The sequence below is a fragment of the Kitasatospora terrestris genome, from assembly GCF_039542905.1.
In the GTDB taxonomy this organism is placed as follows: Bacteria; Actinomycetota; Actinomycetes; order Streptomycetales; family Streptomycetaceae; genus Kitasatospora; species Kitasatospora terrestris.
The window spans coordinates 1,757,645-1,780,631 of the sequence record NZ_BAABIS010000001.1; the positions used below are offsets into that span (position 1 = coordinate 1,757,645).

25 protein-coding genes are annotated in these 22,987 nt (G+C 74.8%); 7 read left to right on the forward strand and 18 right to left on the reverse strand.

The features are described from left to right. Nucleotides 1-40: 40 nt before the first annotated feature. A complete protein-coding gene (locus ABEB06_RS08165; protein ID WP_345696133.1) occupies nt 41-1,519 on the reverse strand; it encodes a DNA-binding protein NsdB in 1,479 nt (492 codons plus the stop codon). 414 nt (nt 1,520-1,933) lie between these two features. Between ABEB06_RS08165 and ABEB06_RS08170 the strand changes: the two genes are divergently transcribed. Then, complete coding sequence (locus ABEB06_RS08170; RefSeq protein ID WP_345696134.1) at nt 1,934-3,118, forward strand: aminoglycoside phosphotransferase family protein; 1,185 nt, start codon at nt 1,934-1,936, stop codon at nt 3,116-3,118. 18 nt (nt 3,119-3,136) lie between these two features. Here the strand turns inward: ABEB06_RS08170 and ABEB06_RS08175 are convergent, their stop codons facing one another. The 3 genes from ABEB06_RS08175 to ABEB06_RS08185 form a co-directional block, all read right to left on the reverse strand. Beyond that, nucleotides 3,137-4,273 (reverse strand): acyl-CoA dehydrogenase family protein, encoded by a 1,137-nt coding sequence (locus ABEB06_RS08175; protein ID WP_345696135.1) that lies wholly within the window; start codon nt 4,271-4,273, stop codon nt 3,137-3,139. An 8-nt stretch (nt 4,274-4,281) separates the two neighbouring features. Further along, a complete protein-coding gene (locus ABEB06_RS08180) occupies nt 4,282-4,776 on the reverse strand; it encodes a hypothetical protein (protein WP_345696136.1) in 495 nt (164 codons plus the stop codon). 606 nt (nt 4,777-5,382) lie between these two features. Next, nucleotides 5,383-5,607, reverse strand: a complete 225-nt coding sequence (locus ABEB06_RS08185; protein ID WP_345696137.1) for a DUF397 domain-containing protein — start codon at nt 5,605-5,607, stop codon at nt 5,383-5,385. 369 nt (nt 5,608-5,976) lie between these two features. Between ABEB06_RS08185 and ABEB06_RS08190 the strand changes: the two genes are divergently transcribed. Together ABEB06_RS08190 and ABEB06_RS08195 are read left to right on the forward strand one after the other, a co-directional pair. After that, nucleotides 5,977-6,369, forward strand: a complete 393-nt coding sequence (locus ABEB06_RS08190) for a PTS-dependent dihydroxyacetone kinase phosphotransferase subunit DhaM (protein ID WP_345701771.1) — start codon at nt 5,977-5,979, stop codon at nt 6,367-6,369. Nucleotides 6,370-6,448: 79 nt separating this feature from the next. Next, nucleotides 6,449-7,393: an NAD-dependent epimerase/dehydratase family protein gene (locus tag ABEB06_RS08195; protein WP_345696138.1), complete on the forward strand. Its 945-nt coding sequence runs from the start codon at nt 6,449-6,451 to the stop codon at nt 7,391-7,393. Here ABEB06_RS08195 and ABEB06_RS08200 read toward each other — a convergent pair. The 6 genes from ABEB06_RS08200 to ABEB06_RS08225 form a co-directional block, all read right to left on the reverse strand. Beyond that, a complete protein-coding gene (locus tag ABEB06_RS08200) occupies nt 7,390-7,881 on the reverse strand; it encodes an NUDIX hydrolase (protein WP_345696139.1) in 492 nt (163 codons plus the stop codon). The two genes, ABEB06_RS08195 and ABEB06_RS08200, sit on opposite strands and share 4 nt — an antisense overlap. A gap of 23 nt (nt 7,882-7,904) precedes the next feature. Then, nucleotides 7,905-8,504 carry an acetyltransferase gene (locus ABEB06_RS08205; RefSeq protein ID WP_345696140.1) on the reverse strand — a complete coding sequence of 200 codons (600 nt, stop codon included), beginning with the start codon at nt 8,502-8,504 and terminating at the stop codon, nt 7,905-7,907. Between the two features lie 10 nt (nt 8,505-8,514). After that, nucleotides 8,515-9,171, reverse strand: coding sequence for a sugar transferase (locus tag ABEB06_RS08210; protein ID WP_345696141.1), 657 nt, complete (start codon nt 9,169-9,171; stop codon nt 8,515-8,517). Nucleotides 9,172-9,210: 39 nt separating this feature from the next. Beyond that, nucleotides 9,211-10,371 carry a glycosyltransferase family 4 protein gene (locus ABEB06_RS08215; protein ID WP_345696142.1) on the reverse strand — a complete coding sequence of 387 codons (1,161 nt, stop codon included), beginning with the start codon at nt 10,369-10,371 and terminating at the stop codon, nt 9,211-9,213. Next, entirely contained in the window at nt 10,364-11,185 is an 822-nt protein-coding gene (locus ABEB06_RS08220; protein WP_345696143.1) for a polysaccharide deacetylase family protein, read from the reverse strand. The genes ABEB06_RS08215 and ABEB06_RS08220 overlap by 8 nt, the downstream gene beginning before the upstream one ends. A gap of 194 nt (nt 11,186-11,379) precedes the next feature. Further along, a complete protein-coding gene (locus ABEB06_RS08225; RefSeq protein WP_345696144.1) occupies nt 11,380-11,637 on the reverse strand; it encodes a hypothetical protein in 258 nt (85 codons plus the stop codon). A 284-nt stretch (nt 11,638-11,921) separates the two neighbouring features. Between ABEB06_RS08225 and ABEB06_RS08230 the strand changes: the two genes are divergently transcribed. After that, a complete protein-coding gene (locus tag ABEB06_RS08230; protein ID WP_345696145.1) occupies nt 11,922-13,004 on the forward strand; it encodes a polysaccharide deacetylase family protein in 1,083 nt (360 codons plus the stop codon). A gap of 95 nt (nt 13,005-13,099) precedes the next feature. Here ABEB06_RS08230 and ABEB06_RS08235 read toward each other — a convergent pair whose 3' ends face one another. After that, nucleotides 13,100-13,876 (reverse strand): glutamate racemase, encoded by a 777-nt coding sequence (locus ABEB06_RS08235; RefSeq protein ID WP_345696146.1) that lies wholly within the window; start codon nt 13,874-13,876, stop codon nt 13,100-13,102. Between the two features lie 66 nt (nt 13,877-13,942). Here ABEB06_RS08235 and ABEB06_RS08240 point away from each other — a divergent pair, with 66 nt between their 5' ends. After that, on the forward strand, nt 13,943-15,106 hold the full coding sequence (locus ABEB06_RS08240) for a glycosyltransferase (protein WP_345696147.1): 1,164 nt from the start codon (nt 13,943-13,945) through the stop codon (nt 15,104-15,106). On the opposite strand, the gene ABEB06_RS08245 is transcribed toward ABEB06_RS08240, so the two are convergent. Next, entirely contained in the window at nt 15,085-15,330 is a 246-nt protein-coding gene (locus tag ABEB06_RS08245; RefSeq protein ID WP_345696148.1) for a hypothetical protein, read from the reverse strand. The two genes, ABEB06_RS08240 and ABEB06_RS08245, sit on opposite strands and share 22 nt — an antisense overlap. 103 nt (nt 15,331-15,433) lie before the next feature. On the opposite strand from ABEB06_RS08245, the gene ABEB06_RS08250 reads away from it, so the two are divergent. Both ABEB06_RS08250 and ABEB06_RS08255 read left to right on the forward strand, forming a co-directional pair. Continuing rightward, a complete protein-coding gene (locus ABEB06_RS08250; protein ID WP_345696149.1) occupies nt 15,434-16,171 on the forward strand; it encodes an SAM-dependent methyltransferase in 738 nt (245 codons plus the stop codon). A 121-nt stretch (nt 16,172-16,292) separates the two neighbouring features. Next, nucleotides 16,293-16,742, forward strand: a complete 450-nt coding sequence (locus ABEB06_RS08255) for a hypothetical protein (RefSeq protein ID WP_345696150.1) — start codon at nt 16,293-16,295, stop codon at nt 16,740-16,742. An 11-nt stretch (nt 16,743-16,753) separates the two neighbouring features. On the opposite strand, the gene ABEB06_RS08260 is transcribed toward ABEB06_RS08255, so the two are convergent. The 6 genes from ABEB06_RS08260 to ABEB06_RS08285 all read right to left on the reverse strand — a co-directional run bounded on the left by ABEB06_RS08260 (nt 16,754) and on the right by ABEB06_RS08285 (nt 22,948). Continuing rightward, nucleotides 16,754-17,944: a glycosyltransferase family 4 protein gene (locus ABEB06_RS08260; RefSeq protein WP_345701772.1), complete on the reverse strand. Its 1,191-nt coding sequence runs from the start codon at nt 17,942-17,944 to the stop codon at nt 16,754-16,756. 12 nt (nt 17,945-17,956) lie between these two features. Next, a complete protein-coding gene (locus ABEB06_RS08265) occupies nt 17,957-19,150 on the reverse strand; it encodes an ABC transporter ATP-binding protein (RefSeq protein WP_345696151.1) in 1,194 nt (397 codons plus the stop codon). Then, nucleotides 19,140-20,036 (reverse strand): ABC transporter permease, encoded by an 897-nt coding sequence (locus ABEB06_RS08270; RefSeq protein ID WP_345696152.1) that lies wholly within the window; start codon nt 20,034-20,036, stop codon nt 19,140-19,142. Before ABEB06_RS08270 ends, ABEB06_RS08265 begins: the two co-directional genes overlap by 11 nt. A gap of 120 nt (nt 20,037-20,156) precedes the next feature. Further along, nucleotides 20,157-20,810, reverse strand: a complete 654-nt coding sequence (locus ABEB06_RS08275; RefSeq protein ID WP_345696153.1) for a thiol:disulfide interchange protein DsbA/DsbL — start codon at nt 20,808-20,810, stop codon at nt 20,157-20,159. Between the two features lie 115 nt (nt 20,811-20,925). Then, the gene (locus tag ABEB06_RS08280) at nt 20,926-21,822 is read right to left on the reverse strand and encodes a slipin family protein (protein WP_345696154.1); all 897 of its coding nucleotides are present in this window, start codon (nt 21,820-21,822) and stop codon (nt 20,926-20,928) included. A 46-nt stretch (nt 21,823-21,868) separates the two neighbouring features. Next, nucleotides 21,869-22,948 carry a glycosyltransferase gene (locus ABEB06_RS08285; RefSeq protein ID WP_345696155.1) on the reverse strand — a complete coding sequence of 360 codons (1,080 nt, stop codon included), beginning with the start codon at nt 22,946-22,948 and terminating at the stop codon, nt 21,869-21,871. Between the last annotated feature and the right edge of the window lie 39 nt (nt 22,949-22,987).

A 22,987-nucleotide genomic window follows, 5' to 3' on the forward strand; every position in this document is an offset into this window, starting at 1 on the left:
CCGGCACGGACACGGACGGGACGGCACTGACACGGAACTGTCACACCAGGCGGCGGCGCTCCGGCATCACGGAGTCGATCTCGTCGCGCAGCTCGGCGACGGCCGGCACGCCCCGGTACCGGCCGGAGAGCCGGTACATCTCGCGCAGCCGGTCCCAGGTGCGCATGGACGAGGTGTGGCTGATCGAGGCGAGCGCCAGCTTGGCCTGCACCTGCGCCTCGTCCGGCTCGCCGGAGATCCAGTAGACCGAGGCGAGGGTGATCCGGTCGAGCAGCGCGGAGCGCTCCCGGCCGTCCTTGGGGCGCAGCTCGATGGCGAGCCTGGCGTGCCGCTCGGCCAGCCGGGCGGCCCCGGGGTCGTGCTCGGCCAGGGTCCGGTAGACCAGGGCCTGCATGCCGTGCAGCTCGGCCTCGTTGAAGAGCTGCATCCAGCTGGGCGGCGGCTCCTGGGCCTCCTGGACGAACAGCTCCTCGGCCTCGCCGAGCACCCGGCGGGTGGCCTCGGAGCGGCCGAGCGAGGCCTGGGCCCAGGCCTCCACGGTGTGCAGCATGGCGCGGGTGCGGGGCAGCGCGCGCTCGCCGGCGCTGGCCTGGGCCAGGCGCATCAGCTCCAGCGCGTCGTCGGCCCGGCCGAGGTGGAGCATCTGGCGGGCGGCGCGGGAGATCGCCTCGCCGGCCCGGGGCCGGTCGTCGGCCTCCTTGGCCGCCTGCGCGGCGATCACGAAGTAGCGCTGGGCGGTGGGCTCCAGGCCGACGTCGTGGGACATCCAGCCGGCCAGCACCGCCAGGTTGGCGGCGACCGTCCAGAGCCGGCGCTCGACGGCGGGGGCGTGCTGGTGGGTCAGCAGGCCGCCGACCTCGTTCAGCTGGCCGACCACGGCCTTGCGCTGGAGGCCGCCGCCGCGGGAGGCGTCCCAGGCGCGGAACACCTCGACCGAGTGTTCGAGGGCGGCCACCTCGTCGTAGCCGACCGGGCCGGGTTCGTAGACGTCGATGACGGGGGCGGGGCCGCCCTGGGTGATCACGTGGCGGGGGCCGGGGCGCCCGGCCGCGTACGCCACGTCCTCGCCGGTGAGCCAGTCGTGGAGGTTGTCGGCGATGACGGCGCCGGCCGCGAGTGCGGCACCCGCGCCGACCAGACCGCGTCGGTTCAGCATGAGGTCCATTCCCGTGAACTCGGTGAGGACCGCGGCCGTCCGATCCGGCGCCCAGGGCGACGGCGGCGACGATGTGGGGGTCGTGCCGGACCTGGTGGGCCGGTGTCGTTCCAGACCGAGGTCCTCTGTGGTGACGACACGGCCGAGCCGCTCCGTGAACACGGCGGCCAGCACCCGCGGCACCGGATCGCGGGGGATCTCCCCCTGCTCGATCCAGCGCCGCACCCGCGAGGTGTCGGTGGACAGCTGCTGCTGACCCATCGCCGCTCCTCGGCGGTTGACCAGCCGCGCCAGTTCGCCCTTGGACCAGCCGGTCAGGGCGAAGAGGTCGGCGAGTCTGGTGTTCGGCCCCTTCGATGTCACGTGAAGCCCCCAGGTTCCTCGGCTGATTTCGACACTAATGGCTCTGTCACATGCCACGCGACCATTCGCCAGGGTTCGCCAGGGTCCGCTACGTGGTGTGCCAGTGGCGATCCGGTGTCAGGTAGGAATGCGCCACCTCGACCCCGGGTCCGGGAGGCCGGAGACAGGCCCCATTGTTCACCTGGCGGCCCGTCAACGGTTCCGCCCCGTCCGCGGACCGGGGGTGGCGCGCCAGGGTGGCGCGCAGGCACCGGGCATGGCGCGGCAGTCGCGCCGACCGCATTCCCCAGGGTGCGGACGGCACGGCGGGCCGCTTCCGTGCCCGGCGCCCGCACCCCACCCGACCTGCCCGGTACCTCACCACCGGGCGCACCGCATCACCGCCGTCGGCCAGGAAGGGACCCTCACCACCCCATGTACTCCTCAGCCAGCACCGGCGCCCGCCCGTCGACCACCGCCATCACCCCCAACGACGGAGGCACCGCGCGCCACACCCTCGGCCAGGCCAGGACCGGCCTGCGCCCGCCCACCGCCGCCGGCGGCCGCCCCGCGCCGCGCTCCACCGAGCTGCGCGACCCGCGGGCCCGCACCAGCACGCTGGTGACCCGCCCGGTGGAGCAGGGCCTGCGGCCCGGCACCGGCCGGCTGCCGGCCGGGCGGCAGCCCGAGGCGTTCGTGGACCGCGTCGACCCGGCCACCCTGCAGACGCCCGCGGTGCGCGCCGTGCTCGCCAACATCGCGCGGATATGTCCCGCCTTCCTCCCCCGCCAGGTGCTGCGGGAGGGCAGCCGGCACATCCTCGTCGCGGGCACCATCGGGCGTGCGCCGGTGGTCGCCAAGTGCCTGGCGCCGGGAGCGCTGCGCAGCCCGCAGGCCGATCAGCTGGTCGAGCGCTTCCACCACGAGGTGGCGGTGTACCGGGCGTTCGTGCGGCACCGTCCGCCGGTGCGGCTGCCCCGGCTGGTGGCGGCCGACCACGACCGCTGCGTGCTGGTGCTGGAGCGCGTCCCGGGCCGGCCCGCCTCCCGCGAGCGCCACCCGGTGAACGCGCCCACCCCGGGCGAGGTCCGCGCGGTGCTCGGCGCGGTGCGCACCCTCAACCTGTGGCGCCCGCCGACCGACGTGTTCGGCAAGCCGCTGGACTACCAGCTGGAGGTCGCCCGGTTCCACTCGGTCGGCCTGCTCACCGACCGGGACGCCGGCGACCTGCGCGGCCTGATGCACGGCCTGGCCTCGGTGCCCTGGCAGCTGTGCCACGGCGACGCGCTGCTCGGCAACATGCTGCTCGCGCCGTCCGGCCCGGTGCTGCTCGACTGGGAGCAGGCCGGCTGGTACCTGCCCGGCTACGACCTGGCGGTGCTGTGGAGCGTGCTCTCCGGCGACACCGCGGCGCGCCGGCAGATCAGCCAGCTCGCCCAGTCCGGCGGGACGCTGGCCCGGGACGCCTTCCTGGTGAACCTGGTGCTGGTGCTGATGCGGGAGATCCGGCTGCACGACGTCCCGGGGGCGGGCGAGGAGCAGCGGATCATGATCCGTCGGCTGTACGACGACGCGGCGCTGGCCCGCCGGGCGGTCCGGGCGGCCGTCGGCACCCGCTGAGCCGGCCGGTCGGGACCGTCAGTCGACGACGGAGCGGGCGAGGCGCTCCAGGACGAGCTCCTCGGGCAGGGCGTACGCCCGGGCGCTGAGCGCGTCGCGCAGGTGCCGCTCCAGCGGGTGGCGGCGGCTCAGTCCGGCGGCGCCGGCCAGTGTGACGGCCTGCTGGACGGCGGTGGCCACCGTCCGGTCGACCAGCAGTCGTGCGGCGCCCGTCCGGTCGAGTGCGGTGGCGTCCGCCCGGTCCACCCGGGCGGCCACGCCGTAGAGCAGTTCCTCGGCGCCGATCAGCGAGCACTCCAGCTCGGCCAGGCCCAGCCGGCCCCGTCCCTCGACCGGGCCGGCCTGCCGCAGGTGGCGGACCAGCCAGTCGCGGGCGGCCAGCGCGGTGCCGAGCTGGACGGCGGCGAGCGCCAGGTCGCGCCAGGCGGCCGTGGTCCGGGCGGCTTCGCCGGGCGGACCGTCGGCGGGGGTGAGACCGACGGCGGCCCCGGGGCCGACCCGGACGGCGTCCAGCAGGACGTCGTGCGCGGCGGTGGCCCGCAGGCCGAGCAGCTCGGGGTTGGGATCGATCTCCACGCCCGGGCTGTCGCCGCGGATCAGGAACAGGCCGGTGTGCGGCTCCGGCCCGGCGGTCCGGGCCAGCACGGCCAGCCAGGCGAGCGCCTCGGCGCCGGGGACTCCGGTCAGACGGCCGGTCAGCAGCCAGCCCTCGGCGTCCCGTTCGGCGGTGACGGCCGCGGCGGCGCGGACGGTGGCGACCAGGGCGGGGCCGCGCCGGGACTCGGTGAGCAGCCGCCGGTAGAGCCCGGCCGGCCAGGCGGCGGTGCGGGCCTGCTCGGCGTGGAGCAGCAGGGTCTGGGCGGTGAGCAGGGCGACCGAGGCGTCGCCGCGGGCCAGCCGGGACAGCAGTTGGACGGTGTCCAGCAGTCCGAGCCCGGCTCCGCCGTGGCGCGGGCCGACCGTCAGGGTGAGCAGTCCGGCCTCGTGCGCGACCTCGATGCCCTGGTACGGGAAGGTGCCCTCGCGGTCGTGCTCCTCGGCCCGGGCGGCCAGCAGGTCCACGACCCGGGGCAGGCCGACGAGGGCGGTGTGCACGGCGGCGGCCGCGGTGTTCGCGGCGTTCGCGGCGTTCGTCGCCGCGGCGGTCGGAGTCATGGCGGGTGTCAGCCCTGCTTGAACATCTCCGCCGGCAACGGCTTCAGCAGTTGGTAGAGATCGTCCGAAATCGGCCGGTCCCAGGAGGCGATGGTGACCTGGACGCCGTCGCTGCGGCCGAACTGGGAGCAGTACAGCCGCTCCTCGCTGACCTTGACCTTCTTCACGATCAGCAGGTCGTCGCCGAGCATCACGGGGAAGTCCTCGGCCGAGACGAAGTCGACCTGCTCCTCGCTCTCCAGCGCCTCGAGCAGCTGGCGGACCTCGAAGGGCACGCCGTCCTCGGACTCCCTGGCGGGCGATCCCTCCGGCAGGTTGCCGATCAGCATCGCCGGGCCGCGACCGCCGAGCAGGTCGTAGCGCAGGAAGATGCCCTGGCAGGAGCCGTCCGGGCCGGTCATCATCATGGCCCCGAAGTAGCCGGGCCAGTCGCCCGGGTCCATCGCGAGCACGTCGAAGTCCGGGCCGGCGGGGGCGCCGGAGCGACGGCGGAGGAATGACATGACACCATCGTACGTGCCGGGTGCAGACCGGCCGACGCGCGGGTCCCGCGATCAGGCCGAGATCTACGCTCAGGGACCAATGTTGACTCTGAGCAACCGTCCGGGCTACGTTCGGTTCAGCACGACGGCCGCTGTGGACTCGGTCCACCGGGGGGTGGTCTGTCGCACGCGTGCGGTTGCGCGCTATCCCTCACTGTGCACAGAGTCGTGCGAACCACCCGAGTACTTCTGCAACGATGCACACCACAGGCCAGGTTCGCGTGGGCCCTCAAGCCCGTCGCACGCGCGGACCCGGCCCGGGGAACACCAACGCGTGGGGGCGTGTGGATCCCGGGCCATCCGGCCCCGCACGGTCGAGTAGCTCTCGACGTCGGGGCCAGCTCCCGCAGCGACGGGCACCGCACCTCGGTGCGGCCGGGCAGGGAGTGCCCGTCCTCGGCGCCGTCGACGGGCAGCACAGCGGGCGCCGTGCTCGACCGCGTGGGGGCGGTCGGCACGGCGTCTGCCTGCTCTCACTGTGGTCCCGGCCTTGTCGAAGAGTCAACAAGTTTCTGTCCATCAGAATTCATTTGTGACCTCAGTGCACGCCCAACCGTCACCTGTGGTTCAGGTCGGGTCGAACTCCCCGTCCCGGGCGCCGAGGACGAAGGCTCGCCACTCCGCCGGAGTGAAGATCAGCGCAGGCCCGGACGGGTCCCGTCCGTCCCGCATCGCGATGTGGCCCTCGACGAAGGCGATCTGGACCTCGCCCTCGCCCTGGCTGCCGGAGCGCCACTCGGCGCCGGTCAGGTCCAGCTCCACCTTGCCGCGGGCGGCCGTGTCGGCGGTCATCTGCTGCTCCTCCCGATCGTTGCGAAGGCCCAGCCAACCACGCGCCCCTCCCCCGAACGGCGCAATCGGCGCCGACTCGCTCCCCCGCGGGGGGATTTCGCCGATCCGCCGACGGCGCCCGACCTGTTGTGCTAGGGCGTGTCTGGCCGCGTGCGCCGGGCAGGCTGGGAGAGTGTGGGAGCCGCACCAGCCTCCGCAGCGACAGGCCCGAGGGAGCAGCCGATGGACCGCCGGGACGGAACCCGCGCCGACGTCATCCCGATCACCACGGCCCCCTCCGCACCGCACCCCGCCCAGCCCGCCGACCGGCCCGCGCCCAAACCGGCCGTCCCCCGGCCCACCAGACCGGCCGGGCACGGCCGGGTCGGGGTGCTGCTGGTCTCGCACAGCGCGGAGGTGGCCGACGCCGTCCGCGACCTGGCGCTGGCGGTGGCGAACACCGACGACCCGGCGCCGGTGGTGGCCACCGGGGGCTCGATCGCGGACGGGCCGGGCACCAGCGCGGTGCTGATCGCGGCCGCCGCCCGGCGGGTCGACCAGGGGCACGGGGTGGCGGTGCTCTGCGACCTCGGATCCGCGGTGGACACCGTGCTGGCGCTGCTCTCCGAGGCGGACGAGCACGGGCTGCCCTTTCCGGTCAGGTTCGCCGACGCGCCGTTCGTGGAGGGCGCGGTCGCGGCGGTGGTCACCGCGACCGCCGGCGGCGACCTGTCGGCGGTGCTCGACGCGGCGGAGGAGATGTACCGGCAGCGCAAACGCTGAGTTTCGGCCCCGCCGGAGCGGCCGGTCGATACGATCGCCGCATGGCCAAACTCGGCCGCGTTTGGGGGGAGTTGTCCGTATGCGTGTCGTCGTGACCGGCGGTGCCGGTTTCATCGGAGCCAATCTCTGCCGGGCCCTGCTGGCCCGTCCCGAAGTGACGGAGGTCCGGGTTCTCGACAACCTGTCCACCGGGCGGAAGTCCAACCTCGACGGCCTGGCCGTCACCTTCCACGAAGGATCGATCCTCGACCGGGAGCTGCTGGACGAGGCGTTCACCGGTGCCGACGCGGTGGTCCACCTGGCCGCCCTGCCCTCGGTGCCGCGCTCGGTCGCCGATCCGCTGGCCAGCCACCACGCCAACGCCACCGGCACCCTGGAGGTGCTGGAGGCGGCCCGCCGGGCCGGGGGGCTGTACGTGGCGGCGGCGTCCTCGTCATCGGTGTACGGCGCCAACCGGGAGCTGCCAAAGCGCGAGACCATGCGCACCGCCCCGATGAGTCCGTACGCGGTCTCCAAGCTCGCCACCGAGTCCTACCTCGGCGCGTACCACCACTGCTACGGCACGGGGGTGCTGCCCCTGCGGTTCTTCAACGTCTTCGGGCCGCTGCAGCCCGCCGGGCACGCGTACGCGGCCGTGGTGCCGGCCTTCCTGGACGCGGCGCTGGACGGCCGTCCGGTGACCGTGCAGGGCGACGGCGGGCAGAGCCGGGACTTCACCTACGTCGGCACGGTGGCCCAGGTGATCTCCGAGGCGGTGGTGCGCCGGGTGGTGAGCGCGGATCCGGTCAACCTCGCGTTCGGGACGCGCACCAGTCTGCTGGAGCTGATCGAGCTGATGGGCGAGGTGCTCGGGCAGCCGGTGGAGCGCGCGCACGTCGACCCGCGGCCCGGTGACGTCCGGGACTCGCAGGCCGACAACGCGCGGCTGCGGGAGCTCTTCCCGCAGGTCGTTCCGGTGCCGCTGCGGGAGGGCCTGGAGCGTACGGCGGAGTGGTTCCGCACGCTCCAGGCCCGGGTGCCCTAGGGAAGCGAGAGGTCGGCCGCGTGCTCGAAGGCGGCCGGCCCGGTGCAGGTCAGTGCCCGCTCGATCCGCGAGCGGGCGCTGTCGTCCAGGTCGGGGAGGGCGTCGGGGGCGAACCAGCCGACCTCGAGGGACTCGTCGTCGTTGACCCGGGCCTCGCCGGAGACCTTGCGGCAGCGGAAGGTCAGCTCCAGGTACTGGGCCCGGTCGCCGTTGGGGTACTCCAGCATCCGCGAGACGGTGATCGAGGTCAGCAGCTCCGGCTCGACCGTCACCCCGGTCTCCTCCAGGCACTCGCGGACCACCGTGTCGGCGGGCTGCTCGCCCGGGTCGATGATGCCGCTGATCACCGACCAGCGGCCGGAGTCGGCGCGGCGGCCGAGCAGCACCCGGCCGTGCTCGTCCAGCACCACGGCGGAGACGCCGGAGAGCCAGAGCGGGCGGGTGCCGACGATCGCGCGGAGGTCGACGAGGAACTCGGGAATGGCCATGGGCCGAGGATAGATCGCCCCGGTCAGTCCTTGCGGAGCGGCCGGGCCGGGGAGCCGACCACCGTGGTGGCCGCGGGAACGTCCCGGGTGACCACCGCGCCGGCGCCGACGAACGCGCGGCGGCCCAGCTTGCGGCCCTGGAGCACCACGGCGTTGGAGCCGACGGTGCAGTCGTCGTCCAGCACCACCGAGCCGGAGACGTTGCCGCCGGGGTAGACCGTCACCCGGTCGCCGAGCACCGAGTCGTGGCCGACCGTGGCGTTGTAGTGCACCTGGCCGTGCCGGCCGAGCCGGACGTCGGAGGAGACGTACGCGCCGCCCATCACCAGGCAGCCCTCGCCGAGCAGCGTCCCCGGGGCGATCAGCGCCCGCGGGTGGACCAGGGTGGTGGCGACGCCGCCGAGCCCGGAGAGCAGCTCGGCCAGCCGGGCCCGCACCGCCGGGTCGGCGATGCCGATCAGGTACGGGCTGCCGGGCGGGAGGTCGGACGGGGCGAGGACCGGGAGGCCGCGCACCGTGGTGCCGGCCGCCCGGTCGTCGAGGAATCCGGACACCGGGGTGCCGGCGGCGAGGGCCGTGTCGAGTGCTTCGCGGCCTACGCCGCCGGCTCCGGCGATCCACATGGTGCGTTCCTCAGGACTGGTGTGCTTGTTCGGTGGCCACGCGCTGACGCGGCAGCACGATCCTGGCCTGCGGCTGCGGCAGCGGTTCGGCCGCCGGGACCGGGAAGCCGGGGTTGACCCCGCCGGGCGCGGTGATGCCCGTCGGGCGCAGCAGGATCTTCGCCGTGAGGGCGAGGATCCGCAGGTCGAGCAGGAGCGAGCGGTTGGCGATGTACCAGAGGTCGAGCTCGATCCGCTCGGGCCAGGTGATGCTGTTGCGGCCGCGGACCTGGGCCCAACCGGTCAGGCCGGGACGGATGTCGAGCCGGCCGCGCTGACGGGGCGAGTAGTGGACGACCTGCTCGGGCAGCGTGGGACGCGGGCCGATGACGGCCATGTCGCCGCGGGCGACGTTCCACAGCTGCGGCAGTTCGTCGAGGCTGGTCTTGCGGAGCAGGGCGCCGATCCGGGTGATCCGGGGCGCGTCGGGTTCGTCGGCATGGCGCATGTCCCGCATGGTGCGGAACTTGAGGATCTCGAACTCCCGGCCGTGGCGCCCTGATCGGGTCTGCCGGAAGATCACTGGTCCGCCCATGGTGCAGCGGATCAGGAGGGCGATCACCAGGCCGAGCGGGACGGCGATGATCCCGGCCAGCACGGCGACCGCGAGGTCCCCCCCTCGCTTCATTTCTCCCCCAACTGGTGTGGTGCGGTGGGTTGTCGTGGATCAGTCGAAGGTCCAGGGCAGGCCTCGCGCCCTGGCCACCGCCGCGTAGGTCTCCAGGGAGACCCGGGCGACGGCCCGTTGGTCGAACTGCTCCAGGGCGCGGCGACGGGCCGCCGCACCCAACTGCTCGCGCAGGGCGGGCTCGGTGAGGAGCCGGTCGAGCGCGGTGGTGAGCGCCCGGGCGTCGCCGGGCGGGGTGAGCAGCAGGTGCTCGCCGTGGCTGCCGATCTCCCGGCAGCCGCGGATGTCGCTCAGCACCATCGGCAGGCCGCTGGCGGCGGCCTCCATCGCCGAGCGGGAGAACCCCTCCCGGTAGGAGGGCAGGACGAAGACGTCGAGGGCGGCGTACACCGCGGGCATGTCGTCGCGGCTGCCGAGGAACTCGACGCCGCGCTCGGCCTCGCGCAGGGCGTCCGGCTTGTCCGGGTCGTCCGGGCCGATCCACACGAAGCGGGCCTTGCCGGCCAGTGCCCGGGCGGTCTCGGCGTACTCCCGGATGCCCTTCTCGGCCACCCGCCGGCCGACTCCGCCGACCAGCAACTCGTCCTCGGAGAGGCCGAGTTCGGCCCGCAGCCGGGCCCGGAGGGAGGGGGCGGTCTCGAACCGGGTGAGATCGACGCCGTTGCCGACCACCCGGGAGCGGCCGGCCGGGACGGCGCGCGACAGGGTCTGCCGGTCCTCGCCGTTCTGATACAGCTCGGCGTGCGAGAAGCGGGCCGCGAAGGCCTCCGCGCCGAGCACGAACGCCCGCTTGGCCAGCGGGTCGTGGGCCTGTGCCCAGAGGCCGTGGCAGGTGTTGACCACGACCGGCACACCGGCCGCGCGGCCGAGGATCCGGCCGAGCACCCCGGTCTTCGGGTTGTGGGTGTGCAGCACGTCGGGCCGGATCCGGCGCAGCACCGCGAGCAGCTCGCGGCCCGCCGCCGCGTCGGCGCGCGGCCGCCAGGCCCGGGTCAGCGCGTGCAGCGGCTCGTGCCGCACGCCGATCGCGGTCAACCGCTCGACGTACGGGCCGGGCGCGCTGATGCCGTACGTCTCGAAGCCGGCCTCCAGGTCGACCTTGAGCTCGGTGGCGAGCAGCAGCTGCAGGCTCATGTCGACGGTGGTCAGGTGCGCGACGCGCAGGGGGCGGCCGCCGGGGCCGCGGAGCCGGCTATGCACGGGCGCCCACCGCCTTGGCGGTGGCGACGATCCGGGCGTACGCGCGCTCCGGGATCAGCCGGCCGTACAGCTTGGCGCGGAAGAAGTCGATCGGGTCGGTGCGGCGGACCGGGACGCGGGCGAACCGGGCCGGGTCCGAGCCCGGCAGGTTGCGGCCGACCTGGCCGGTGGCGGAGGTGCGGAACCGGGCCCGCAGCGCCACCTCCATGTGCGGGACGGGCACGCCCCAGGTGTAGGCGAAGTGCCGCGGGCGGGTGCCGAGGTGCTGCTCGACGTCGTCGTTGCAGGCGTCCAGCTCCGCGGTGGTGAGCAGCTCCGGGCGGGCGTGGGTGCGGGTGTGGTTGGCGACCGTGCACAGGCCCGAGGCGGTCATCTCCTTGAGCTGCTCCCAGCTCATGCCGGTGCCGGCGGCGCCCTTGGCGGTGGAGCCCTCCCACTGCATCTCCCCGCCGACCTGGCCGCTGGCCAGGTACACGGTGAACGGCAGCTCCCGTTCGCGCAGCAGCGGCCACGCGTTCTCGTACACGTCGGCGAAGCCGTCGTCGAAGGTGAGCACGGTGCTCGGCGTGCGTCGACCGGCCGCGAGCCGGTCGGTGGCCTCGTCGATGGAGACCACACGGCCCGCCGGCAGCTCGGCGAGCAGGTCCACCTGTGCGGCGAAGTCGGCGGTGGCGAGGTCGAGTTCGTCGCCGGTTCCGCCGCCCACGCGGTGGTAGATGAGGAGCGTCGCGCCGTCGCCGGGCACCGATCCGGCGGCGCGGGCGAGCTGCTGCTTGAGCCGGGTCCGGATCCCTGCCGGAGCGGTGGTGCGCATTGCCTCCCCCTCTGTGCGGCGCCCTCCCCGGCGCCGGGAATCACAGTAGGGGGATGCGTGGGGCCGGTGGCCCGGAATTGTGAAAGAAGTGGGTAGGAAGGCCGAAAATCAGCCGGTCCGACCGGAGCTGTCCGCTTCCCGGTCATTTACCGCCGTCCCGGCCGGAACGGCTCGGCCTGACGTGCGGACCGGACTCAGGGGGTCGCACCGTCGTGCGAACGGAACCGCGCGACCGCCACCCGGGCCAGCAGCAGCACCCCGGCCGCCAGGCAGCCGGCCACCGCCATCGCCCAGGCCGGACCCTCGCCGTCCGGCACCACCACGGCCACCACGATGCCCAGCGCCACGCAGGCGGCACCGACCAGCGACAGCAGCAGCTGGTGGCGGCGCAGGGCGCAGTCGTCCCACAGCCACGACCTGCGGTTGTTCAGGTGACGTCGGGTGCCTGCCATGCTCTCCACGGTAACGCGCCCGGGCTCCGGAGGCCCTTCCTCGCACGCCCGTATGAGGGTTTTGCGAAGACCGCGAAAACTCGCCGTCCCGCGTACAACCATCTCGGGGTGTCGGTGGTCTCCACTACATTGAGCGATCCAGGAGCCGTCCGCGGTCGGGTTGGGAGTCCCCACCGCGGGCCGGATCACATCCGGGGGCGGAGCCGCCGCGCCCGGAGTCGGAGGCCGGGCTCCGCCTACCGACGGTACCGCCACGCCGCACCACGGCGACCGAGGGGGGAACCGTGCCGAACTCCGCATCGACGACCATCACCCACCTACCGCGCACCCCTGCTGCTCCGAGCGCTGCCCCGCACGCCGACCAGCCGACCCGCCAGCCCGTCCCCGTCACCACCCCCGGAGGCCCCGGCGTCGCACCCGCCGGGGCCTCCGGGGGCGCCGCGACCGCGCAGCGGCCCGAGCGGGACCGGGGCAGCTGGCTGCGGTTCTCGCCCGCCCAGCCGCTGTTCCGGGCGCGCGCCGCCCAGCGGCTGGCCGTCCTCGCCTTCCACGGGGTCACCGACCCCTGCTCCTTCGGCGCCCAGCTGGACCGGCTCCAGCGGCTCGCCAACCCCGTCTCGCTCGCCGCCGTCGAGCAGGCCGTCTCCGAGGGCCGCCCGCTGCCGCCCCGCTCCGTCCTGATCACCTTCGACGACACCGACCGCACCGTCCTCACCCACGCCCTGCCCCAGCTCGCCGCCCGCCGCATCCCCGCCGCCGCCTTCGTCATCTCCGAGCTGATCGGCACCGCCCGTCCGTTCTGGTGGCACGAGGCCGCCTTCCTCGCCCGGCACGGCGGCCGCGCCCGCCTCGTCCCCACCGGCGAACCCACCCGGATGCTCGCCCTGCTCAAGGCCCTCCCCGACCCCGACCGCCGGCGCAGCCTGCACGAGCTGCGGGTCTCCGCCAAGCGGCGGCCCCCGCAGCAGGAGCAGCTCGGGCCGGACGACCTGCGGGCGCTGCGCGAGGCCGACGTCGCGATCGGCAACCACACGCTCGGTCACCCGTCGCTCAGCCGGTGCGACGACGCGACGGTGCAGGCCGAGATCGTCGGCGCGCACCAGGCGCTCACCCGCTGGCTGGGCGAGGCGCCCAGCGCGTTCGCCTATCCCGACGGCGGCTACGACCCCCGGGCGGACTCGGTCCTCAGACAGCTGGGCTACCGGCTCGGCTTCCTCTCCGACCACCGCCTCGGGCCCCGTCTGCCCGCCCACCCGCTCCGGATCAGCCGCCTCCAGGTGGACGCCACCACCGGCATCCGGCGCTTCGACACGATCCTGTCCGGGCTGGAGCCGGCCCTCCAGCGCTGGCGCGGCGCGACGGCGTGAGTCCTCGTCGGTGGCGCGGTGGCCGCCGGGGTCGCGGAAGCCGTGCGGCCGGGTGACCCCGTGGTGCCTCGTCGTCCGGTCGGCTCAGGGCCTCTTCAGTGGGAGAGGACGGCGGCGATCAGACGGCCCTCGGCGTAGGCGGCGGCCTCGGGGGCGAGGGCGGAGGTCCGGCCGGTGTGCAGGACGGTGAGGCTGCCGGTGCCCGGGGTGGCGGCGGCGGTGCCGGCCCGGCGCAGGGCCTGGGCGGCGACGGCGTCGGCGGAGCCGTGGAAGGGCAGGCCGTCGACGGCCCTGCCGGCCAGGGCGGTGCGGATGCGTTCGTCGACGAGCTCGTAGTGGGTGCAGCCGAGGACGAGGGCGGTGGTGCCTTCGGGGGTGCGGGAGGCGGCGTCGGCGACGGCGGCGTCGATCGCGGCCTGGTCGGCCCGTTCGACGGCGTCGGCGAGGCCCGGGCAGGCGACCTCGGTGACCTCGGCGGCGCCGCCGAACTCCGCGATCAGGCCGCGCTGGTACGGGCTGCCGGTGGTGGCGGGGGTGGCCCAGATGGCCACCTTGCCGCCGTCGGCGGCGGCGGGCTTGATCGCGGGGACGGTCCCGATCACCGGGATGCCGGGTTCGAGTTCGGCGCGCAGCCGCTCCAGTGCGTGCACGGAGGCGGTGTTGCAGGCGACGATCAGGGCGTCGGGCCGGTGCTCGGCGGCGGCCAGCGCGCAGGCGAGGGCGCGTTCGGTGATGCCCTCGGGGGTGCGCGGGCCCCACGGCATGCCGTCGGGGTCGGAGGAGATCACCAGGTCCGCGTCGGGTCGCAGGGTGCGCAGCGCGGCGGCTGCGGCGAGCAGCCCGATTCCGGAGTCCACCAGTGCGATCTTCACGGGAACCGACTCTACTCGACCGTGCCGTGCGGCTCCGGGAGCGTCGTCGTCGGGCAGACTGCGGGGATGACGGTCCTGCTGTGGGTGTCGGTGCTGTCCCTGGTGGTGTGGCTGTGGCTGGCGCTGGGCCAGGGGTTCTTCTGGCGGACCGACCAGCGGCTGCCGGAGCGGCGCGTGCCGGAGCGGTGGCCGACGGTGGCGGTGGTGGTGCCGGCCCGGGACGAGGCCGAGGTGCTGCCGGTCTCCCTGCCGAGCGTGCTGGCGCAGGAGTACCCGGGCGAGGCGCGGGTGATCGTGGTGGACGACCACAGCTCGGACGGGACGGGGGAGCTGGCCCGGCGCCTGGGCGCGACGGGCGGGCTGCCGCTGACGGTGGCCACCCCTCCCCCGCTGCCGGCCGGCTGGACCGGAAAGCTGTGGGCGCTGCGGCACGGCGTGGAGCTGGCGGGCGGGGTGGACTGGCTGCTGCTCACGGACGCGGACATCGCGCACCGGCCGGGGTCGCTGGTGGCGCTGGTGGAGGCGGGCGGGGCGGGCGGGCTGGACCTGGTGTCGCAGATGGCCCGGCTGCGGGTGGAGACCCGGTGGGAGCGGCTGGTCGTCCCGGCGTTCGTGTACTTCTTCGCGCAGCTGTACCCGTTCCGGTGGAGCAACCGGCCGGGTGCCCGGACGGCCGCGGCGGCGGGCGGCTGCTCGCTGGTCCGGCGGACGGCGCTGGAGCGGGCCGGCGGGGTGGCGGCGATCCGCGGCGCGGTGATCGACGACGTGTCGCTGGCCCGGGCGGTGAAGCGGGACGGCGGCCGGACCTGGCTGGGCCTGGCGGACCTGGTGGACAGCGTCCGCCCGTACCCCCGGTTCGGGCAGCTGTGGCGGATGGTGTCGCGCAGCGCGTACGCGCAGCTGCGGCACTCGGTGCTGCTGCTGGCGGGCACGGTGCTGGGGCTGGTGCTGGTGTACCTGGTGCCGCCCGTCGCGCTGGTGGCGGGCGCGGCGGCCGGCTCGTGGGTGGTGGCGGTGGCGGGCGGTGCGGCGTGGGCGGTGATGGCGGGGACGTACCTGCCGATGCTGCGCTACTACCGGCAGCCGGCGGCAGCAGCGGTGCTGCTGCCGTTCACGGCGCTGCTGTACCTGCTGATGACCGTGGATTCGGCGGTGCAGCACTGGCGCGGGCGGGGCGCGGCGTGGAAGGGCCGGACGTACCCGCGGCCTCAGGAGAAGGGCGCGTCCTGACGGCCGGCCGGGTCGGCCGGGAGCAGCTCGGGGTGGCAGCAGGCGCAGCACCAGTCGTGCGACTGGCTGGCGCCGAGGCCGCGGCAGCTCGGGCAGGCGGCCGGGGCGGCGGTGTCGGGCTGGCGGCCGGTGCCGGCGCAGTCGGGGCAGGGGGTGCGGGCGGCGCCGCAGGTGCACAGGAGCGCGGCGCGGGTGGCCGCGGCGAACGGTTCGGTGTCGATCACAGCGGGACCAACGACCCCGGGCGACCGGGGTGACCAGCCGCCGGACGGTCTTTGCCAGGCCTTTGATCTGGTGCGGGCGGGGTGCGGGAGAGAGACTGCTCGGATGGACCGTCAACTGATCTCCCGGCTCGCCCATCGTGACCACCCGATCGCCGCGCCGCTGTCCGACGGGTCGGTGCGGCGGCTGCTGGACCGGGCGCTGCGCGGTGGGGCGGCCCGCCGGGTGCTGGACCTCGGCTGCGGCGAGGCCGCCTGGCTGCTGCGGGCGCTGGCCGCGTACCCGGAGCTGACGGCGGTCGGGGTCGACCTGGACGCGCGGGCGCTGACCCTGGCCCGGGAGGGCGCCGAGCGGCTCGGGGTCGCCCGGCGGATCGGCCTGCACCACGGGGACGCCGCGGCGTGGAGGACCAAGGAGCCCTTCGACGCGGTGCTGTGCGTCGGGTCGTCGCACGCGTTCGGCGGGCTGTCCGGGACGCTGGAGGCGGTGCGGCCGCTGCTCGCCGAGGGCGGCGTCGCGGTGGTGGGCGAGGGCTACTGGGAGCGCGAGCCGGACGCGCTGTCGCTGGAGATCTTCGGCGACGCGCTGACGGACCTGCGGACCACCGTCGAACGGGTGGAGGCGGACGGCTGGACGCCGGTCTTCGCGCACACCTCCTCGCCCGCCGAGCTGGACCACTACGAGTGGAGCTGGACCGGCTCGCTCGCCGACTGGGCGCTCGACCACCCGGAGGACCCCGACGCGCCGGAGGCGCTGCGGGTCGCCAAGGAGCACCGGGACGAGTGGCTGGGCGGCTACCGCCGCAGCTTCGGCTTCGTGACGCTGGTGCTGCGCGCCTCCTGAGGCCTGACGGGTGATCGGGCGCGGCCGTCCGGGTGAGACCGGGGCGGCGGCGCACCGGCGGTCGGGCGGCCGGTGTCATCCTGAGGGGGGCTTCGCCGTCTCCTGATCGGACTCCCCTCCCATGCGTCGAACCGCCGCCCGGTCGCTCCTCCTCGTCTGCTGCGCGGCGCTCGCCGTCCTGGGGGCCGGGCCGGCGGGGGCGCTGCCGCCGCTGCCGGCCGTCCCGGTCGGCGGTGAGGGGCCGACCGCCGTCGCGCTGGTGGAGGAGCTGTGCGGCGGGAGCGGCCTGGCGATCTCCCGGCAGCCGGTGCACGGCACCGTGGAGGTGCTCGACAACTGCCGCGTCCAGTACACCCCGGGCGGTGAGGCCGGAGCGGACGGGTTCGTCTACAGCGGCCGCACCGCGGCGGGCCGGCCCGTCACCGGGGAGATCCGGCTCAGCGTGGCCGCCCGGCCGGAGCTCGCCGGGACCGGGACCGACCCCGCGCCGCTGCTCGGGGCGGCCGCCGCGGCCGCCCTGCTCGGCGCGGGCGCGCTGCGGCTCCGACGGCGACGCGCGCCGCGGCGCTGACCCCGACGGCGCTACCGGCCGATCAGCCGCAGCGCCACCGGCTTGGTGAACTCGAAGCGGGACATCTGCTCCAGGTCGAGGAGCCAGCGGGCGGGGCCGGGCGGGGCGCCCAGGACCTCGTGGTAGACCTGCTCGAAGGCGGTGGCGACGCTCTCCAGCGAGAACCGGTCGACCACCCAGCCACGACCCCAACTGCCGAGCTCCGCGCGGCGGTCGGGGTCGTCGAGCAGCACCCGGATCTGCTCGGCGAGCGGCCGCGGGTCGCGCGAGCCGTCCCCGAAGCCGTACATGCAGCGCGAGGCGTGCGGTTCGACCAGGGGGCCGGGCTGGTGGATCGCGGTGTAGCCGTCCGCGCCGTGGACGATCACCGGCTTGCCGAAGGCGAGGCCGCGCAGCGCCGAACCGCCCATGCCGAGGACCAGGTCTGCCGCCTGGTAGGCCGGCCGCGGATCCGCCAACTGGCCCGGGACCAGCACGGCCTCGCGGCCGAGGTCGCGGTTGACCGAGGCGGCGATGGTGCGCAGCCGCTCGCGGCTGGGGCCCTCGCCGACGATGGCGAGCCGGATCCGCGGGTCGTCCAGGTGCCGGACGGCCTCCGCGGTGAGCGCGGCGCCGGCGTCCTTCTCCAGGTCGGGGACCAGGCGGGTGACGATGCAGAGCAGCAACTCGTCGTGCCGGACGCCGAGTTCCTCGCGGAAGGCGGAGCCGTCCACCACTCCGGGCGCGTCCGTCCCGGTGTTGACCGGCGGTTCGATCAGCCGGAGGTCCTGGTGGCCGAAGGTGCGGCCCTCGTCCATCAGCGCGCCCAGCCCCAGCACCAGCGGCTGGTGCCGGGGCAGGCCGCGCAGCATCCGGATGCCGTAGAAAGTGGTGACCACGGGCATCCGGCCCATCCGGCCGGGGCCGAAGTAGGCGTTCCGGGCCGCCCGAACCTCCCAGGCGTGGACCAGCTCGCTGCCGTGCTCGTCCGCCAACTTCTGCAGCTGGCGCCGTACTTCGCGGTGCGGGGTGTCGGGGCCGCCGGCCACGGTGATGTGCAGGCCGTGGTCGGCGGCGACGTCGACGAGCGGGGCCGGACCGTCCACCCCCTGGGCGAAGAGCACCGGGTCGTGGCCCCGGTTGCGAAGCGTCCGGGCGATGTCGACCGCGTTGAGCTGCGCGCCGCCGAGCGCGAGGTTGTTCAGGTGCACCAGCACGCGCACGGGTCTCAACGGTCAGTCCTCCCACTGGTGCGGGACGAACACCGGCGCGGCCAGCACCACGGCGCGCGGCGGGGTGTCGAGCATCGGGCCGAACACGTCGAACTGGCCCGCGGAGTGCCAGCTCATCAGCGTGCCGCCGTCGGTCTTGCCGATCGAGTAGACGCCGGCCCACAGGGTGTACCGGCCGCGCGGCAGCGGCAGCCGCGGGATCACGCAGGCCACCTGGTGGTCGCCGCCGGTCAGCCGGATCTCGTGGCTGATCTGGAAGATCGGGCTGGACGTGCCCTCGCTGACGCCCAGGTGCAGGGTGGCGTCGCCGCGGTAGTCGCCGCCGAGGGTGAACTCGACCGTGACCGGCTCGTCGGTGCGCAGGTTGTCGCCGTCCTCGCCGCGCACCTCGTACTTGAGCAGCTGCAGCGGCTCACCGGTACGGGTGGAGGCCTCGGACTGCGCCTCGATCGAGTCGCGGTAGCCCGCCAGCGCGTCCTTGATCCCCGCGTCCACCCGGACGGTGCCCTGCTCCAGCCAGATGCCGCGACGGCAGATCGACTGGACGGCGGGCAGGTCGTGCGAGACGAAGACGATCGTGGTGCCCTGCTCGGCGACCTCGCGCATCCGGTCCAGGCAGCGCTGCTGGAAGACCGCGTCGCCGACCGCCAGCACCTCGTCCACCAGCAGGACGTGGGGTTCCAGGTAGGCGGCGACGGCGAAGCCCAGGCGCATCTGCATGCCGGAGGAGTAGAACTTCACCTGCCGGTCGATCGCGCCGCCGAGCCGGGCGAACTCCACGATGTCGTCGAAGCGCGAGGCCACCTCGCGGCGCTTGAGGCCGAGCAGCGCGCCGAACAGGTAGATGTTCTCCCGCCCGGTCAGGTCGGGGTGGATGCCGGCCCGGATCTCGATCAGCGCGCCGATCCGGCCGCGCACGTCGATGACGCCGGCGTACGGGTACATCACCCGGGTCAGCATCTTCAGCAGGGTCGACTTGCCGGAGCCGTTGGAGCCGATCAGGCCGACCGACTCGCCCGGCTCGATGTGGAGGTTGATGTCGCGCAGCGCCCAGCGCCAGTCCTCGCCGCGGTCGCCGCGCAGCCGGCGGGCCGCCTGCTCGACCTTGTCGCGCAGCAGCATCCGCTGCTGGTCGGCCTTGAAGCGCTTCCAGACCTGCTCGGTGCGGATGGTGCCAAGGGGGTGGTCAGGCGACATCGGCGATCCCCGTCTCGAGCTTCTTGAACAGCAGGTAGCCGCCGACCAGGAAGACCACCGAGCTGGCCGCGGCGATCGAGGTCAGCGCGAGGTCGGGCGCCTGGCCGTACAGCAGCGCCTTGCGGTAGCCCTCGATCACCGCGCCCAGCGGGTTGACGGCGACGTAGACCTCCTGGGCCCGCTGCGGGATCCGGGCCAGCGGGTACGCGACCGGGGTGGCGAAGACGCCCATCTGCGTGATGATCGGCAGCAGGTGGCGGACGTCGCGCAGGTAGACCACCGCGACCGACAGGACCAGCGCCACGCCGTAGGTGAAGGCGAACTGGATCACCAGCAGCGGCGCCACCCACAGGAAGGTGGCGGCGGGCGCCGTCCAGAACACCAGGAACATCAGGCCCAGCACGCCGATGCCGATCACCATGTCGACCGTGGCGACCAGCATGGTGGCGAGCGGGAACACCTCGCGCGGGCAGTACACCTTGTTCAGCAGGCTGAGGTTGTTGGCCAGGCTCAGCGCGCCCTGGTTCATCGTGTTGCTGAAGAACTGCCAGACGATCAGGCCCACGTAGGCGAACAGCGGGTACGACACCGAGCCGGTGTCGATCTTCACCGCGCGGTGGAACACCAGGGTGAAGATGGCGCACAGCGCCAGCGGCGTGAGCACCGCCCAGGCGAAGCCGAGCACCGCCTGCTTGTACCGCGCGCGGAGATCACGCTCGGCCAGGGCGCGGACCAACTCCCTCGCGCCCCACAGTTCGTGCGCCACCTGGACCGGCCGCAGCCGGCGTTTGAAGACCAGCTCGGGCGGCGGACCGTCCGGGATTCGGCGCCTTTCCTCGGTCTGGGTACCACGCTCGTCGACGACCTGCGCGTGCTGTCCCCCCACGGACTCCCCGCCCCTCCGGTGCGAATTGGGAAGGGGCCGCGGAACGAACCGGGCGGCCCCGGCGACCACAATGGCACAGAGTGTGTGGGCCGGGGGCTGGTTCGGTGAAGATGGTCCTGGTCAGCGGGTGTCGAGGACTCGGTCGAGTGCGGACGGCATCTGCTCCACCCCGCCGGCCTCGGTCGGAGAGGTCCGGTAGCGGCCGTCGACGATCACCGTCGGGAGCTCGGTGATCCGGTTGCGGGTGAACAGTTCGGGGGCCTCGGCGGTCGCCCGCTCCACCTCCGCGGAGCGGTACGCGGCGCGGAAGGCGCTCGCGCTCAGGCCGTGCCCGACCGCCCAGTCGGCCGCCCGGTCCTCGGTGGTCAGGTCGGCGTGCTGCTCGCGCACCGCGCGGTACACCGACTGCTGCAGCCGGTCCGCCTCGCCGAGCCGCTCCAGGGTGTAGTACAGCCGGGCGTGCGCGGTCTGGACCTGCTCGTCACCGCTGCCGGGCCACACCGCCGGAACCCGGCGCAGCACCACGTCGTCGTGGTGCTGCGCCGCCCAGCCGGTCAACGGCTGCTCCAGCTCGGCGGAGTGGTAGCAGTCGTACCAGAAGAACTCCACCGCCTCCCGGCGGACGGCCACCTGGCGCACCGGCTGCGGGTGGCCGTGGCCGAAGACGTGGGCGCCCCCGTGCGGTTCGGCCGGGGCGGCGGCCGCGCCGGCCGGGTTGCCGAGCAGCCCGGCGGCGGCGGCGAGCAGGGCGGTGGATCGCAGCAGCAGCTTCACCAGGGCAGACTGGCAGGGGCGCGGGCGCCGGGGCCAGCCGGAGCCCGACCTCGCGCGCCAGGTTCGCCGGTTCGGAGCAGTGCGGGTCGCGGGCGGCGCCCGGCCGGTTCCCCGATCAGCCCTCCGGCAGCGGCTCGGGCCGGGCGGCTGCGGGCCCGACGGCCGGGGGGACGGCGGGCGGGGGGACGGCGGGCGGGGGGACGGCGGGCGGCCCGGTGGGCTGCGGCGGGACCGGCGCCGCGGTGTCCTTCCGGGCACCCGTGGCGCTCTCGAAGAAGCGCAGCAGCTCGACCGGGAACGGCAGCACCAGGGTGGAGTTCTTCTCGGCGGCGACCTCCACCACGGTCTGCAGCAGGCGCAGTTGCATCGCGGCGGGCGTGCTGTCCATCATCGCGGCGGCCTCGGCCAGCTTGGACGCGGCCTGGTACTCGCCGTCGGCGGTGATGATGCGGGCCCGGCGCTCGCGGTCGGCCTCGGCCTGCCGGGCCATCGAGCGCTTCATCGAGTCGGGCAGCGCGACGTCCTTGATCTCGACCCGGTCGATGTGGATGCCCCAGCCGGTGGCCGGGGACTCCAGCATCAGCTCCAGGCCGCGGTGCAGGTTCTCCCTGCCGGAGAGCAGGTCGTCCAGCTCGCTCTTGCCGATGATCGAGCGCAGCGAGGTCTGCGCGACCTGGGACATCGCGAAGGGGTAGTTCTGCACGTCGACGGTGGCCCGGACCGGCTCCACCACGCGGAAGTAGACGACCGCGTCGACCCGGACGGAGACGTTGTCCCGGGTGATGCCCTCCTGGGCGGGCACCGGCATGGTGATCACCTGGACGTTCACCTTGCGCATCCGGTCGACCAGCGGGACCAGCAGCGTCGGGCCGGGCCCGCGCACCGCGCCCCTCACCCGGCCGAGCCGGAAGACCACGCCCCGCTCGTACTGCTGCACCACCCGGACGCCGGTGGCCAGCCAGAGCACGCCCAGCACCGCGAGGACCGCCAGGATCTCCACCACTACCCCCATGTCCGGTGTTCCCAGGGGCTGTTGCCCTTTCGAGCCAGTGGGGAAACTATCCGGCCACCTCCCGCAGGAGCCGCTGCCAGGCGTCGGTCACCGGGTCGAGGGCGAAGCGGGCGAGGGCGTGGCTGCGGGCGGCGGCGGCCAGCGGGGCGCGGTCGGTGGCGAGCAGGGCGGTCAGGGCGCCGGCCAGCAGGTCGGGGTCGCCGGGCGGGACGAGGGTGCCGGTGCGGCCGTCGCGGACCACGTCGGAGACCCAGCCGACGTCGGTGGCGACGGCGGGCAGGCCGGCCAGCGCGGCCTCGATCAGGACGCCGGGCACGCCTTCGCTGTCACTGGTGAGCAGCAGCGCGTCGGCCGCCCGGTAGAGCGGCGCGGGGTCGGTCAGCCGGCCCAGGAAGTGCGCGCGCTCGGCGGGTTCGAGGGCGGTCCGGAGCGGACCCTCGCCGGCCAGCGCCAGCGTGACGCCGGGCAGCCGTTCGAGGGCGGCGAGCGCGAGGTCGGGCCGCTTCTCCGCGGAGAGCGCGCCGACCCAGGCGACCAGCGGCCCGTCCGGCGGGAGGCCGAGTGCGGCGCGCGCGGCGCGCCGCTCGGCGTCGTCGGCGGCGGGCGGGTACTGCTCGGCGGCCCGGGCGTTCGGGATGGTCCGGACCCGCCGGGCGGGCAGCCTGAACCGTTCCAGCAGCACCTCGCGGGCGCCGTCGGAGATCGCCGACACGGCCGCGGCCCGGTGCAGCATCGCGCCGACCCGCAACCGGCGCGCCGGCGAGGCGGTCCAGTGCCGCGGGTCGCCGATGTTGACGTAGACGAAGGGCACCCGGCTGCCGAGCAGGGCCACCGCGCAGGCCTGCAGGGTGGAGGAGCCGTGGGCGACCACGACGTCGGCGTCCCGGGCGGCGCGGCGCAGCGCGCGCAGGGTGGCCGGGTGGTGGCGGGACGGTCCGAGCACGGGGGCGTCGGTGCCGTCCGGGCCGGCGTCGGGGTGCGGGTGCAGGGCGCGCAGCGCGGAGGGCTGGCCGCGGCGGAGCAGCTCGCGGTGCAGGTCCCGGGCGAGGTTCTGCGCGCCGCGCCGCCGCGGATCGGTGATCACGTGCAGGACGCGCGGCTGCGGGACGGGCGGGGCGTCGGCCATGCGCCCGACAGTAGCGGCCCGGGTGCGGTCGGCGGGGGC

Bases quoted from the DNA above. Each gene is read 5' to 3' on its own strand.
- ABEB06_RS08170 (WP_345696134.1), top strand. From the start codon at position 1,934: ATGTACTCCTCAGCCAGCACCGGCGCCCGCCCGTCGACCACCGCCATC.
- ABEB06_RS08175 (WP_345696135.1), bottom strand. From the start codon at position 4,273: ATGACTCCGACCGCCGCGGCGACGAACGCCGCGAACGCCGCGAACACC.
- ABEB06_RS08180 (WP_345696136.1), bottom strand. From the start codon at position 4,776: ATGTCATTCCTCCGCCGTCGCTCCGGCGCCCCCGCCGGCCCGGACTTC.
- ABEB06_RS08185 (WP_345696137.1), bottom strand. From the start codon at position 5,607: ATGACCGCCGACACGGCCGCCCGCGGCAAGGTGGAGCTGGACCTGACC.
- ABEB06_RS08195 (WP_345696138.1), top strand. From the start codon at position 6,449: ATGCGTGTCGTCGTGACCGGCGGTGCCGGTTTCATCGGAGCCAATCTC.
- ABEB06_RS08200 (WP_345696139.1), bottom strand. From the start codon at position 7,881: ATGGCCATTCCCGAGTTCCTCGTCGACCTCCGCGCGATCGTCGGCACC.
- ABEB06_RS08205 (WP_345696140.1), bottom strand. From the start codon at position 8,504: ATGTGGATCGCCGGAGCCGGCGGCGTAGGCCGCGAAGCACTCGACACG.
- ABEB06_RS08210 (WP_345696141.1), bottom strand. From the start codon at position 9,171: ATGAAGCGAGGGGGGGACCTCGCGGTCGCCGTGCTGGCCGGGATCATC.
- ABEB06_RS08220 (WP_345696143.1), bottom strand. From the start codon at position 11,185: ATGCGCACCACCGCTCCGGCAGGGATCCGGACCCGGCTCAAGCAGCAG.
- ABEB06_RS08225 (WP_345696144.1), bottom strand. From the start codon at position 11,637: ATGGCAGGCACCCGACGTCACCTGAACAACCGCAGGTCGTGGCTGTGG.
- ABEB06_RS08240 (WP_345696147.1), top strand. From the start codon at position 13,943: ATGACGGTCCTGCTGTGGGTGTCGGTGCTGTCCCTGGTGGTGTGGCTG.
- ABEB06_RS08250 (WP_345696149.1), top strand. From the start codon at position 15,434: ATGGACCGTCAACTGATCTCCCGGCTCGCCCATCGTGACCACCCGATC.
- ABEB06_RS08255 (WP_345696150.1), top strand. From the start codon at position 16,293: ATGCGTCGAACCGCCGCCCGGTCGCTCCTCCTCGTCTGCTGCGCGGCG.
- ABEB06_RS08265 (WP_345696151.1), bottom strand. From the start codon at position 19,150: ATGTCGCCTGACCACCCCCTTGGCACCATCCGCACCGAGCAGGTCTGG.
- ABEB06_RS08280 (WP_345696154.1), bottom strand. From the start codon at position 21,822: ATGGGGGTAGTGGTGGAGATCCTGGCGGTCCTCGCGGTGCTGGGCGTG.
- ABEB06_RS08285 (WP_345696155.1), bottom strand. From the start codon at position 22,948: ATGGCCGACGCCCCGCCCGTCCCGCAGCCGCGCGTCCTGCACGTGATC.